Origin of the sequence: Pseudomonas sp. UYEF17, assembly GCF_040546125.1 — a bacterium.
GTDB classification, from domain to species: domain Bacteria; phylum Pseudomonadota; class Gammaproteobacteria; order Pseudomonadales; family Pseudomonadaceae; genus Aquipseudomonas; species Aquipseudomonas putida_Z.
The window spans coordinates 1-11,330 of the sequence record NZ_JBEPNE010000014.1 but is presented as its reverse complement, the minus strand read 5'-3'; the positions used below and the strand labels follow the sequence as shown (position 1 = coordinate 11,330).

At 63.1% G+C, this 11,330-nt stretch carries 13 protein-coding genes; 5 read left to right on the top strand and 8 right to left on the bottom strand.

The window, feature by feature from the left end; translation table 11 throughout:
* Positions 1-35: 35 nt before the first annotated feature.
* Positions 36-422, bottom strand: coding sequence for a hypothetical protein (locus tag ABIB24_RS19125; protein WP_046616857.1), 387 nt, complete (start codon positions 420-422; stop codon positions 36-38).
* A 145-nt stretch (positions 423-567) separates the two neighbouring features.
* On the opposite strand from ABIB24_RS19125, the gene ABIB24_RS19120 reads away from it, so the two are divergent.
* Together ABIB24_RS19120 and ABIB24_RS19115 are read left to right on the top strand one after the other, a co-directional pair.
* Complete coding sequence (locus ABIB24_RS19120) at positions 568-765, top strand: heavy-metal-associated domain-containing protein (RefSeq protein WP_085693457.1); 198 nt, start codon at positions 568-570, stop codon at positions 763-765.
* Positions 766-999: 234 nt separating this feature from the next.
* Positions 1,000-2,181: a multidrug effflux MFS transporter gene (locus ABIB24_RS19115; RefSeq protein ID WP_137162918.1), complete on the top strand. Its 1,182-nt coding sequence runs from the start codon at positions 1,000-1,002 to the stop codon at positions 2,179-2,181.
* Here ABIB24_RS19115 and ABIB24_RS19110 read toward each other — a convergent pair.
* A complete protein-coding gene (locus ABIB24_RS19110; protein WP_075044510.1) occupies positions 2,132-2,329 on the bottom strand; it encodes a hypothetical protein in 198 nt (65 codons plus the stop codon). The genes ABIB24_RS19115 and ABIB24_RS19110 overlap by 50 nt on opposite strands.
* Before the next feature lie 487 nt (positions 2,330-2,816).
* Here ABIB24_RS19110 and ABIB24_RS19105 point away from each other — a divergent pair, with 487 nt between their 5' ends.
* Positions 2,817-3,530: an ArsR/SmtB family transcription factor gene (locus ABIB24_RS19105; RefSeq protein ID WP_013970739.1), complete on the top strand. Its 714-nt coding sequence runs from the start codon at positions 2,817-2,819 to the stop codon at positions 3,528-3,530.
* Between the two features lie 21 nt (positions 3,531-3,551).
* On the opposite strand, the gene ABIB24_RS19100 is transcribed toward ABIB24_RS19105, so the two are convergent.
* The 5 genes from ABIB24_RS19100 to ABIB24_RS19080 form a co-directional block, all read right to left on the bottom strand.
* Positions 3,552-4,499 carry an adenosine deaminase gene (locus ABIB24_RS19100; protein ID WP_075044511.1) on the bottom strand — a complete coding sequence of 316 codons (948 nt, stop codon included), beginning with the start codon at positions 4,497-4,499 and terminating at the stop codon, positions 3,552-3,554.
* 86 nt (positions 4,500-4,585) lie between these two features.
* Positions 4,586-5,272, bottom strand: coding sequence for an SDR family oxidoreductase (locus tag ABIB24_RS19095; protein ID WP_354317005.1), 687 nt, complete (start codon positions 5,270-5,272; stop codon positions 4,586-4,588).
* Positions 5,273-5,643: 371 nt separating this feature from the next.
* A complete protein-coding gene (locus tag ABIB24_RS19090) occupies positions 5,644-6,228 on the bottom strand; it encodes an IMPACT family protein (RefSeq protein WP_016484768.1) in 585 nt (194 codons plus the stop codon).
* A 9-nt stretch (positions 6,229-6,237) separates the two neighbouring features.
* Positions 6,238-6,900, bottom strand: a complete 663-nt coding sequence (locus tag ABIB24_RS19085) for a TetR/AcrR family transcriptional regulator (protein WP_003257076.1) — start codon at positions 6,898-6,900, stop codon at positions 6,238-6,240.
* 90 nt (positions 6,901-6,990) lie between these two features.
* Positions 6,991-7,908: a LysR family transcriptional regulator gene (locus tag ABIB24_RS19080; protein WP_025337589.1), complete on the bottom strand. Its 918-nt coding sequence runs from the start codon at positions 7,906-7,908 to the stop codon at positions 6,991-6,993.
* A 118-nt stretch (positions 7,909-8,026) separates the two neighbouring features.
* Here ABIB24_RS19080 and aptA point away from each other — a divergent pair, with 118 nt between their 5' ends.
* Together aptA and ABIB24_RS19070 are read left to right on the top strand one after the other, a co-directional pair.
* The gene (gene aptA, locus ABIB24_RS19075) at positions 8,027-9,373 is read left to right on the top strand and encodes an omega-aminotransferase AptA (RefSeq protein ID WP_075044513.1); all 1,347 of its coding nucleotides are present in this window, start codon (positions 8,027-8,029) and stop codon (positions 9,371-9,373) included.
* Positions 9,374-9,446: 73 nt separating this feature from the next.
* Positions 9,447-10,940, top strand: a complete 1,494-nt coding sequence (locus tag ABIB24_RS19070; RefSeq protein ID WP_023662877.1) for a CoA-acylating methylmalonate-semialdehyde dehydrogenase — start codon at positions 9,447-9,449, stop codon at positions 10,938-10,940.
* A gap of 140 nt (positions 10,941-11,080) precedes the next feature.
* Here ABIB24_RS19070 and ABIB24_RS19065 read toward each other — a convergent pair.
* A partial coding sequence (locus ABIB24_RS19065; protein ID WP_354317003.1) for a hypothetical protein occupies positions 11,081-11,330 on the bottom strand: 250 nt, incomplete at its 5' end.

The following is an 11,330-nucleotide window of genomic DNA, read 5'->3' as shown; positions in this document are numbered from 1 at the left end:
AGGCCTCCAGCATCAACCTTGCCATGCAGGTAAGGTCAATAGCCCAGGCCGGCTCGCTTCAACTCCAGCCCATATTGCCCCATGGCGATGCGGTATTTGTTGATCTGGCCCGCCTGCAGGTTCAGTCGTGTGCTGCGTTGGTCCTCGACACCCGCGGCGCAGCCGGGCATTTGCCCGGGCAGCAGGCGCAGGCGCACGTCCACCGGGCCGGGCGGCAGGTTGAACGAGGTGGATTGCTCCTGGAACACGCGCCCGGAGAGCTGGTCGTTGAGGTAGATGCCGATTTCGCAACTGGTGGCCACTTCCAGGCGCTCCCGGGAAATGATCAGCACGCTGTAGTCCGAGTTGCCCTCGGCACTGGCCGGTGGCACTGCAGCCAGCGTGCTCAATAGCCCGACGACGCCCAATGCTGCCCTGAACATGAAGAATCTCCTGCTTGCGTGATCATCAAAGGCGCAGCTTGGCCGACGCGCGCGCGGATTTCCACCCCGGCTGTTGTCGGCAGATCTTGACCTTGCCCCGATGGCAAGCTTGAGACTCGTGGAAAACCTGAAGGAGGTAACCCCCATGCAAGTGTTCAATGTACAAGGCATGACCTGCGGCCATTGCGTGAAAGCCGTGACCCGGGCGGTGCAGGAGCAGGATGCCGCGGCCAAGGTGGAGGTCGACCTGGCGGCCAGGCAGGTACGGGTGCAGAGCGACTTGGCTCAGGAGCGGATCCTCACGGCCATTCGCGATGAGGGTTATCAGGCCGACGTAGCCTGATCAGGCCATGCGCTGAGCCCTGTAGGAGCGGCCTTGTGTCGCGATGGGCCGCAAAGCGGCCCCAGGATATTGGCATCGATGCATAAATTGCTGGGGCCGCTTTGCGGCCCATCGCGACACAAGGCCGCTCCTACAGGGGCCGCGCCAGGGCCTGTATTGTTGCAAATGTTTTCATGTCGATAGGGTCCACAGCAGGTAGAATCGAGCACTTGCTTAGCCTGCTATGGATTCCTGATGAACCTGCGAATGGTGCTCATCCTGGGCGCACTCAGTGCGTTCGGGCCCTTGGCGATCGACTTCTACCTGCCCGCCTTTCCGGCCATGGCGCAGGCGTTCGCCACCGATGAAAAACACGTCCAGGCCACCTTGGCCGCCTACTTCCTTGGCCTGTCCATCGGGCAACTGGCCTACGGGCCGGTGGCTGACCGCTTTGGCCGACGCAAGCCGCTGATGTTCGGGGTGACCCTGTTCACCCTGGCGTCACTGGCCTGTGCCTATGCTCCCAACCTCGACACCTTGGTGCTGGCGCGTTTCGTCCAGGCATTGGGCGGTTGCGCCGGGATGGTGCTGTCGCGGGCCATCGTCAGTGACAAGTGCGACCCGGTGGCTTCGGCCAAGGTGTTCTCGCAATTGATGCTGGTCATGGGCCTGGCGCCGATCCTGGCACCGATGCTGGGCGGGGTGCTGGTGAACGTGGCCGGCTGGCAATCGATCTTCCTCGCCCTGAGCCTGTTCAGTGCCGGCTGCCTGCTGGCGGTCAGCCTGGGCCTGCCGGAAAGCCTGCCCGAGCACATACCGCGGCAACCGCTGTCTGGCGCCTTGCGCCAGTACTTGCGCCTGCTCGCTGACCGGGTGTTCGTCGGCCATGCCCTGACCGGTGGTATCGCCATCGCCGGCATGTTTGCCTACATCGCCGGTTCACCTTTTGTGTTCATCAAGCTTTACGGCGTGCCGGCCGAGCATTACGGCTGGTTGTTCGGCACCAATGCTGCCGGCTTTATCCTGGTGGCGCAGGTGAATGCACGCTTGCTGGCCAAGCGCGGGCCGGCGTTCCTGCTGGCACGTGCGGTGTGGTTGTACCTGGTTGCGGGCCTGGCGTTGCTGGGCGTGGCGGCACTGCGGCCAACACAGCTGTGGCCACTGCTGGTACCGTTGTTCGTCTGCATCTCCAGCCTCGGCTGCATCATCCCCAACGCCTCTGCCTGTGCCATGAGCGGGCAGGGCGCGCGTGCTGGCAGTGCCTCGGCGCTGATGGGCTGCCTGCAGTTCAGCGTCGCCGCCGGCGCAGCGGCGCTGGTCGGGCTGCTGCATGATGGCAGTGCGGTGCCGATGGCGCTGGTGATCAGCCTGTGCGGGGCGCTGGTGGTCAGTGTCGCGCTGCTGACCCGACGCTTGCCGGCCAAGGCTCCCGCATAAGCGGGTGAGGTGCCTGCAGGCGGGTTTCCAACGTGGCGACGAAGGCACGCGCCTCGGCCTCGCTGCGGAAACTGACCACGTGTTGATCGAGCTGGACCTGCCAAGGGCAGGCGGGGTTTCGGCTCGACGCACTGACGACAATTTTCATCGCGGCATACCTCCAAAGGGGGGAGAGCGGATGAAGTGTAGCGCTGCACCTTGTGCCTGCCATGACCTGAATCAGTGTCCTGACTGACGGTCGGCAAGAACGTTTTCTACATGTTTTTTCCTGCTGGGGTGCAATGCCCGCAAACACGTGGAACCTTCGCTTTGGCTTGCGCTACTTGTGGAAATTGGTTGTCGGCCGCGTCCGAAGTTGCATCCGGTGTTTTTTCCGCCTGTGGTTCCCTTGCTCCCGCCATGTGGGCCGGGCTGCTTGCCCGCGCGGCCCGGGCAGCTTTCACGCACTGTTTCACTGCTTGCCATGGGTAGGCATACCCAGTGGTTTTTTGCCGGTGGTGCCACTGCGCAGCGCTGCCTGAATGGCGTTTTTTGCGGCTTATACTGGCGAACCAGGCCAGTGCCAGCGAGAGGCGCTTCCCTGCCAGGGGTGGCCATCGCATCCACACAGTGAACTTGCAGGGAGTTACAGGGACATGAACGCAGCCAGCAGTATCAGCCAGATTGCCAGCCTGATGGCTGACCCCAAGCGCAGTGCCATGTTGTGGGCATTGATCGACGGCACGCCGCGGCTGGCCAACGAGCTCGCGGTAATGACAGGCCTGACCTCGTCATCGGCCTGCGCTCACCTTTCGTTGTTGTCATCGGCCGGTTTGCTCCGGCACGAAGCGCGGGGGCGCAAGCGCTACTTCCGGCTGGCCACCCCGCAAGTCGGGGCAGCGGTGGAGGCGCTGGCCAGTGTCCAGTTGGAGAGCGCCAGGGGGGAGCGGGCCAAGGCGCCGGTATCACCGCTGCCCATGTCGATACGCAGGGCGCGTCGCTGTGGCGATCACCTGGGCGGGGAACTGGCCGGTGAGCTGTATCACCGTCTGGTGGTGGCCGGCTGGCTGGAGGGTAGTGGTCGACAGCTGATGGTAAGCGAGGAGGGGCGGACGCAGTTGGCTTTGGTCGGGGTCTACATCGATGCCTTGGCGCCGCATCAGCAACGTGGCTGTGTGATCTGCCGCTGCACCGAGTGGAACGACCAGGGGCCGCACCTGGGTGGCGTGCTGGGGCAGGCCTTGTTCCGGCTGTTCCTGCAATCTGGCTGGATGCGCGAGGCCGAGGACTCGCGGGCATTGCATATTTCTGCGTTGGGTATCCAGCAGATCAATCGCATTGCCCGCGTGCCGACGTTGCAGGTCGGTTGACCGCGATCGCGGTCAGATCACTCAGGCCAGCCGGGCATCCAGGCTGTTCTGGGCCAGGCGACGGGCCTGGTCTTCGGTCATGCCCAGGTGGGTGTGCAGGGCGTGGAAGTTTTCGGTGACATAGCCACCGAAGTAGGCCGGGTCGTCAGAGTTGACCGTGACCTTCACACCGCGCTCGAGCATGTCGAGGATGTTGTGCTGGCTCATGTGGTCGAACACGCACAGCTTGGTGTTCGACAGCGGGCACACCGTGAGCGGGATCTGCTCGTCGATGATGCGCTGCATCAGGCGCTCGTCCTCGATGGCGCGCACGCCGTGGTCGATACGCTTGACCTTCAGCAGGTCCAGGGCTTCCCAGATGTACTCGGGCGGGCCTTCCTCGCCGGCATGGGCAACGGCGACCAGGCCTTCACTGCGGGCGCGGTCGAACACGCGCTGGAACTTGCTCGGTGGGTGGCCCATTTCCGAACTGTCCAGGCCAACGGCGATGAACGCATCGCGGAACGGCAGGGCCTGGTCGAGGGTTTTCTGTGCCTCATCTTCGCTGAGGTGGCGCAGGAAGCTGAGGATCAGGCCGCTGCTGATGCCCAGTTGCTGGCGACCGTCCTTGAGCGCCTGGTTGATGCCGTTGAGCACCACTTCGAAGGGGATGCCGCGGTCGGTGTGGGTCTGTGGGTCGAAGAACGGTTCGGTGTGGATCACGTTCTGCGCCTTGCAGCGTTGCAGGTAGGCCCAGGTCAGGTCGTAGAAGTCCTGCTCGGTGCGCAGCACGTCGGCGCCCTGGTAATACAGGTCGAGGAACTCCTGCAGGTTGTTGAAGGCATAGGCACCGCGCAAGGTCTCCACATCGGCCCAGGGCAGGGCGATCTTGTTGCGCTCGGCCAGGGCGAACAGCAGCTCGGGCTCCAGCGAGCCTTCCAGGTGCAGGTGCAGTTCGGCCTTGGGCAGGGCGTTCAACCAGTCATACATGGTGGGTCATCTCGATCAGGTACGGTTGCCGCCATTCTACAGAGCCTGGCCGGGCATTGCGCACGGCCAGGCTGCGACCTGGTGAATCACCAGACCAAGGGTTCGCCCTTGTAGTTGATGAAGCGCAGGCCGCCCTTGCCGCTTTGCGCCTTGATCTGTTCAAGCATGCCGCGGGTGCTGGTCAGCACGTCGATCTCGGCGTTTTCACCGCCCATGTCGGTTTTCACCCAGCCCGGGTGCATGGCCAGCACGCACAGGTCGGGGCGTTGTTGCTCGACGACGAAGCTGTTGATCATCGAGTTCAGGGCCGCCTTGCTGGCCTTGTACAGGCAGATTTCGCCGCCATCGGGGATGGTCACGCTGCCCAGGATCGAGCTCATGAAGGCCAGCACGCCGCTGCCTTCGCGTACCTGGCCGACCAGGCGGCGGGCCACGCGGATCGGCGCCACGGCGTTGGTCATGAACAGGTCGCCGATGTCCTTGTTCTGTACCGCCTCCAGGTCCTGCGGCAGGGGGCCCATGACCCCGGCGTTGACGAATATCAAGTCGAACACTTGGCCTTGCAGGCGTTGCTTCAGGCCATCGAGCTGGGCCGTGTCGTTCATTTCCAGCTGTTCGATGCGCACGCCGGATACATCCGCCAGGGCGCCGGGCTGCTGCGGGTTGCGTACGGTGGCGGTGATGTTCCAGCCGTCTTCTTGCAGGCGTTGCACCAGGCCCAGGCCCAGCCCGCGAGAGGCCCCGATGATAAGTGCGTTTTTTGCGTTAGCCATGTGGATGCGCTCCGTGATCGGTTGGCAAAGAAAGGTATTGAGGATAATGCACTGTGGTGCCGGGCGCCTTGTCGTAGGTTGTACGAAAAATCACCAGTTGCCTCAGGCCCTTGTGCGGCGTGGCCTTCGGCTTGTTGGCGCACGGGTTATCCACAAGCTGGTCCACAGTTATTGTGTGCAAGCGCAGATGGCTGTGCAGGGCTACGCAGGCTGTGGGCCTGGGGATAACGTCAGGAGCATCAACGGTTTGCGGCTGTCATCAAATGGTGATCAAAATATGATCAAGGCTCTGCAGCCCTTGAGTAATGCCGCCTGCAAGCGAGTGCCCCAAGCTTATCCACAGGCCGGCCCACAGTTGTTGTGGGCAATGTTCAGCGTGCTTCGAGCAGAATGCGCCCGCGGCTCAAGTCGGCCAACTGCTGCTGCAGTGGCGCCAGGTGGGCGTCACCCAGTGCAATCAACAGGTCCACGCCATTGGCGGTGAACTGCTCGTCCAGGACCAGGCCGTCAACCTCCGCCAAGCGCAGCTTCACCAGCGCCAGTTCGCTGAAACTGCAACTGCAGGTGAATTCGCTGCGCTGCACCAGCAGCCGCTTGGGTGCCTGTTGCAGGCACTTGTTGGCACCGCCGCCATAGGCCCTGGCCAGGCCGCCGGTGCCCAGCTGGATACCGCCATACCAGCGGATCACCAGCACCACCACCTGGTCGCAGTCCTGTGCTTCGATGGCCGCGAGGATTGGCCGCCCCGCGGTACCGCCAGGTTCGCCGTCATCGCTGCTGCGGTACTGGGCGCCAAGCTTCCAGGCCCAGCAGTTGTGGGTGGCGGCCAGGTCGCTGTGGCGTTCGATGAAACTCATCGCGTCGGCGGCACTGCTGATCGGCCCGGCGAGGGTGATGAAGCGGCTTTTGCGGATTTCCTCGCGGTATTCGCAGAGGTCGAGCAGGGTAGATGGCATAAATGACGATCAGGCAGCCGGCTTGATGCCGCAGCCCTTCAGAATGATGTGGATAAGATTGTTGCTCGCGTCTTCCATGTCCTGCTTGGTCAGGCGGCTGCGGCCGGTTACCTGGCAGATCTGGGTGGCAAAGTCGGCGTAGTGCTGGGTGCTGCCCCACAGCAGGAAGATCAGGTGCACCGGGTCGACCGGGTCCATCTTGCCGGCTTCGATCCAGGCCTGGAACACCGCGGCGCGGCCGCGGAACCATTCGCGGTAGTCGGCACTGAAGTACTCGCTCAGGCAGGTGCCGCCGCTGATCACCTCCATGGCGAAGATCCGCGAGGCTTGCGGGTTGCGCCGGGAGAACTCCATCTTGGTGCGGATGTACTGGCTAAGCGCTTCGCCCGGGTCGTCGTCGACGCTCAAGGCGTTGAAGGTGCTGTCCCACAACTCGATGATGTTGCTGAGCACGGCAATGTACAGGCCCAGCTTGTTGGTGAAGTAGTAATGCAGGTTGGCCTTGGGCAACCCCGCCTTGAGGGCGATGGTGTTCATGCTGGTGCCCTTGAAACCATGGCGGGCAAACTCGTCTTCGGCGGCCTGGATAATGGCCTGTTCGTTCTTCTGGCGGATGCGGCCCGCGGGCTTGCCCGAGGCGGAGAGGCGATGCGCAGGGACTTCTAGGGTCATGGACGATTCCGTACGGGTCAGTGGCTGCGGCTGTCGGACAAGATTACCTGCCTGTGCCGAAGTGACAAGCGTTTGCGGCACAGACTGGCATCAGCGTGTCGCAGCCAGGCTTTCGAGGAAGCTTTCCAGCACCAGGTTCGGCCGCCGTCCCTTGCGCGTTACCCAGCTGAGGCTCAGGTCATAGAAGCGTTGCCGGGGCTTGAGGGCACGCAAGCGGCCTTGCTGCACCCAGAACGTGGCGTAGTGGTCTGGCAGGTAGCCGATGTAGCGACCGGTAAGGATGAGAAACGCCATGCCTTCGCGGTCCGAAGCACTGGCCGTGCAGTTCAGCGCCTGGTAATGCGCCTGGATTTCGGCCGGCAGGCGGAAGGTGGGGGTGATGGCTTCCTGGCTGTTGAGGCGGTCGTCGTCGATCTGCTGGTCATCGGCATAGAACAGTGGGTGGCCGACCGCGCAGTACAGCAGCGAGCGCTCGCTGTACAACGGCTGGTACTCGAGGCCCGACAGCGGGCTGGTCTGTGGCACCACGCCGACATGCAGGCTGCCATCGAGCACGCCATGCTCGACCTGGCTGGGCGCGATCATGCGGATCTGGATGCGCACATCGGGGCCGCGGTCCTTGAGCTCGGCCAGGGCATGGGTAATGCGCATGTGCGGCAAGGTCACCAGGTTGTCGGTCAGGCCAATGTTCAACTCGCCACGCAAATGCTGGTGCAGGCCGTTGACCTCGGTGCGAAAGCTTTCCAAGGCGCTGAGCAGCTGCAGCGCCGAATGGTAGACCTCGCGGCCTTCCTCGGTCAGCGAGAACCCGGCGCGGCCGCGCTGGCACAGGCGCAGGCCCAGGCGTTGCTCGAGGTCGTTCATCTGCTGGCTGATGGCCGAACGGCCAATGCCCAGCACGTTTTCCGCGGCCGAGAAGCCGCCGCACTCGACGACACTGCGGTAGATCTTCAGCAGGCGGATGTCGAAATCGCTGACTTGGGCGAGTGGATCGGGGCGTCGGCTCATTAGTTTAGTCAGGGTCTGTCTGAAGATTAGAAATGTTGGCTTTTTCAGACTTTATCGCCGTGCCAATTTAGCTGCAACAACATCCATCGTTGCCTAATCGTCTTCCGAGGAACCGCCGATGAACATGCCCGAAACCGCTACCGCCGGTATCGCCAGCCAGCTCAAGCTGGATGCCCACTGGATGCCCTACACCGCCAACCGCAACTTCCAGCGCGACCCACGCCTGATCGTGGCGGCCGAAGGCAACTACCTGGTCGACGACCAGGGGCGCAAGATTTTCGATGCCCTGTCCGGCTTGTGGACCTGCGGTGCCGGGCACACCCGCAAGGAAATCACCGAGGCGGTGGCTCGCCAGATCGGCACCCTGGACTACTCCCCGGCCTTCCAGTTCGGCCACCCGCTGTCGTTCCAGCTGGCCGAGAAGATCACCGAGCTGACCCCGGGCGACCTGAACCATGTGTTCTATACCAACTCCGGTTCCGAGTGTGCCGACACCGCGCTGAAGATGGTGCGTGCCTACTGGCGTCTGAAAGGCCAGGCCACCAAGACCAAGATCATCGGCCGTGCCCGTGGCTACCACGGCGTGAACATCGCCGGTACCAGCCTGGGTGGCGTCAACGGCAACCGCAAGCTGTTCGGTCAGCTGCTGGATGTCGACCACCTGCCTCACACCGTGCTGCCGGTGAACGCCTTCTCCAAAGGCATGCCGGAAGAGGGCGGTATCGCCCTGGCTGACGAGATGCTCAAGCTGATCGAGCTGCACGACGCCTCCAACATCGCTGCCGTGATCGTCGAGCCGCTGGCAGGTTCGGCTGGTGTACTGCCGCCGCCGAAGGGTTACCTGAAGCGCCTGCGTGAAATCTGCACCCAGCACAACATCCTGCTGATTTTCGACGAAGTGATCACCGGCTTCGGCCGCATGGGCGCGATGACCGGCTCCGAAGCCTTCGGCGTGACCCCGGACCTGATGTGCATCGCCAAGCAGGTGACCAACGGCGCCATCCCGATGGGCGCGGTGATCGCCAGCAGCGAGATCTACCAGACCTTCATGAATCAGCCGACCCCGGAGTACGCCGTGGAATTCCCGCACGGCTACACCTACTCGGCCCACCCGGTAGCCTGCGCCGCCGGCATCGCCGCGCTGGACCTGCTGCAGAAGGAAAACCTGGTGCAGGCCGCCGCCGAGCTGGCGCCGCACTTCGAGAAGCTGCTGCATGGCGTGAAGGGCACCAAGAACATCGTCGATATCCGCAACTACGGCCTGGCCGGCGCGATCCAGATCGCTGCCCGTGACGGTGATGCCATCGTGCGTCCGTACGAAGCGGCGATGAAACTGTGGAAGGCAGGCTTCTATGTACGCTTCGGTGGCGACACCCTGCAGTTCGGCCCAACCTTCAACACCACGCCGCAGGAACTGGACCGCCTGTTCGACGCAGTGGGCGAAACCCTGAACCTGATCGACTGATCTTTCCGATTCTGATGCCAGGCGCGTGAACACATCGCGCGCCTGCCTCAACCTTCTTTATCTGGAGTTTTGCATGAGCATTGTTCAGCACCTGATCCACGGCGAACTGGTTACCAAGGGTGAGCGCACCGCCGATGTCTTCAACCCGTCCACCGGCCAGGCCGTGCGCAAGGTCGAGCTGGCCAGCCGCGCGACCGTGCAGGAAGCGATCGACTCGGCCAAGGCTGCCTTCCCGGCCTGGCGCAACACACCACCGGCCAAGCGCGCCCAGGTGATGTTCCGCTTCAAGCAACTGCTGGAGCAGAACGAAGCGCGTATCTCGCAGATGATCAGCGAAGAGCACGGCAAGACCCTAGAGGATGCTGCCGGTGAACTGAAGCGTGGTATCGAGAACGTCGAGTTCGCCTGCGCCGCGCCGGAAGTACTGAAAGGCGAGTACAGCCGCAACGTCGGCCCGAATATCGATGCCTGGTCCGACTTCCAGCCGCTGGGCGTGGTTGCCGGTATTACCCCGTTCAACTTCCCGGCCATGGTGCCACTGTGGATGTACCCACTGGCCATCGCCTGCGGCAACGCCTTCATCCTCAAGCCTTCCGAGCGCGACCCGAGCTCGACCCTGTTCATCGCCCAGCTGCTGCTGGAAGCCGGCCTGCCGAAGGGCATCCTCAACGTGGTGCACGGCGACAAGGAAGCGGTGGATGCGCTGATCGAAGCGCCGGAAGTGAAGGCCCTGAGCTTCGTAGGTTCGACTCCGATCGCCGAGTACATCTACGCCGAAGGCACCAAGCGCGGCAAGCGTGTGCAGGCCCTGGGTGGTGCGAAGAACCACGCGGTGCTGATGCCGGATGCCGACCTGGACAATGCCGTGAGCGCACTGATGGGGGCTGCCTATGGTTCGTGCGGCGAGCGTTGCATGGCCATTTCGGTGGCGGTGTGCGTGGGTGACCAGGTGGCAGACGCCCTGATTGCCAAGCTGGAACCGCAGATCAAGGCCCTGAAGATTGGTGCCGGCACCTCGTGCGGCCTGGACATGGGCCCGCTGGTGACGGCTGCTGCCCGTGACAAGGTGGTGGGCTATATCGATGACGGTGTTGCTGCTGGCGCCAAGCTGGTGGTGGATGGCCGTGGTTTCCGTGTGGCCGGTAATGAGGATGGCTATTTTGTCGGTGGCACCCTGTTCGACAAGGTGACCCCGGAGATGCGCATCTATAAGGAAGAGATCTTCGGCCCGGTGCTGTGCGTCGTGCGTGTGAACAGCCTGGAGCAGGCCATGCAACTGATCAACGATCACGAGTATGGCAACGGCACCTGCATCTTCACCCGTGACGGTGAAGCGGCGCGCCTGTTCTGCGACGAGATCGAAGTGGGCATGGTCGGTGTGAACGTACCGCTGCCGGTGCCGGTGGCCTACCACAGCTTCGGTGGCTGGAAGCGCTCGCTGTTCGGTGACCTGCATGCCTATGGCCCGGACGGTGTGCGCTTCTATACCCGTCGCAAGGCGATCACCCAGCGCTGGCCACAGCGTGCCAGCCATGAGGCTTCGCAGTTTGCCTTCCCTAGTTTGTAAGGGATGAGCAGAAGCGGGGAGGGCGACAGGCCTCCCCGCTTTGTTTTTGGGGTTTGGTTGTTGGGTGCGTCAGGGCGGCTAGGGGCCTGTCTTGAGATGGTATTGGCTTTGAGAGGTGCCTGCCTTGTGTTTTCTGGCGCCTACAAGATCGAGCGCCGCCCGCGCGGCGCTTCGCAGCACAAGGCTGCTCCTACATCTGTTTCGGGCCAGTCTCTCCTGTGCCTGGCGCGCGCGACTGCCTTGTCTGTTCCATTCAATATCGAAGGTTGCGCCTGTTGCTCCTCATCAATCTCCTGCCATGCACCCAGGGTGCGCGCGCCAATGGCGCAGGAATAATTGGCCCGAAACAGATGTAGGAGCAGCCTTGTGCTGCGAAGCGCCGCGCGGGCG

Bases quoted from the DNA above. Each gene is read 5' to 3' on its own strand.
- ABIB24_RS19125 (WP_046616857.1), bottom strand. From the start codon at position 422: ATGTTCAGGGCAGCATTGGGCGTCGTCGGGCTATTGAGCACGCTGGCT.
- ABIB24_RS19120 (WP_085693457.1), top strand. From the start codon at position 568: ATGCAAGTGTTCAATGTACAAGGCATGACCTGCGGCCATTGCGTGAAA.
- ABIB24_RS19115 (WP_137162918.1), top strand. From the start codon at position 1,000: ATGAACCTGCGAATGGTGCTCATCCTGGGCGCACTCAGTGCGTTCGGG.
- ABIB24_RS19110 (WP_075044510.1), bottom strand. From the start codon at position 2,329: ATGAAAATTGTCGTCAGTGCGTCGAGCCGAAACCCCGCCTGCCCTTGG.
- ABIB24_RS19105 (WP_013970739.1), top strand. From the start codon at position 2,817: ATGAACGCAGCCAGCAGTATCAGCCAGATTGCCAGCCTGATGGCTGAC.
- ABIB24_RS19100 (WP_075044511.1), bottom strand. From the start codon at position 4,499: ATGTATGACTGGTTGAACGCCCTGCCCAAGGCCGAACTGCACCTGCAC.
- ABIB24_RS19095 (WP_354317005.1), bottom strand. From the start codon at position 5,272: ATGGCTAACGCAAAAAACGCACTTATCATCGGGGCCTCTCGCGGGCTG.
- ABIB24_RS19090 (WP_016484768.1), bottom strand. From the start codon at position 6,228: ATGCCATCTACCCTGCTCGACCTCTGCGAATACCGCGAGGAAATCCGC.
- ABIB24_RS19085 (WP_003257076.1), bottom strand. From the start codon at position 6,900: ATGACCCTAGAAGTCCCTGCGCATCGCCTCTCCGCCTCGGGCAAGCCC.
- ABIB24_RS19080 (WP_025337589.1), bottom strand. From the start codon at position 7,908: ATGAGCCGACGCCCCGATCCACTCGCCCAAGTCAGCGATTTCGACATC.
- aptA (WP_075044513.1), top strand. From the start codon at position 8,027: ATGAACATGCCCGAAACCGCTACCGCCGGTATCGCCAGCCAGCTCAAG.
- ABIB24_RS19070 (WP_023662877.1), top strand. From the start codon at position 9,447: ATGAGCATTGTTCAGCACCTGATCCACGGCGAACTGGTTACCAAGGGT.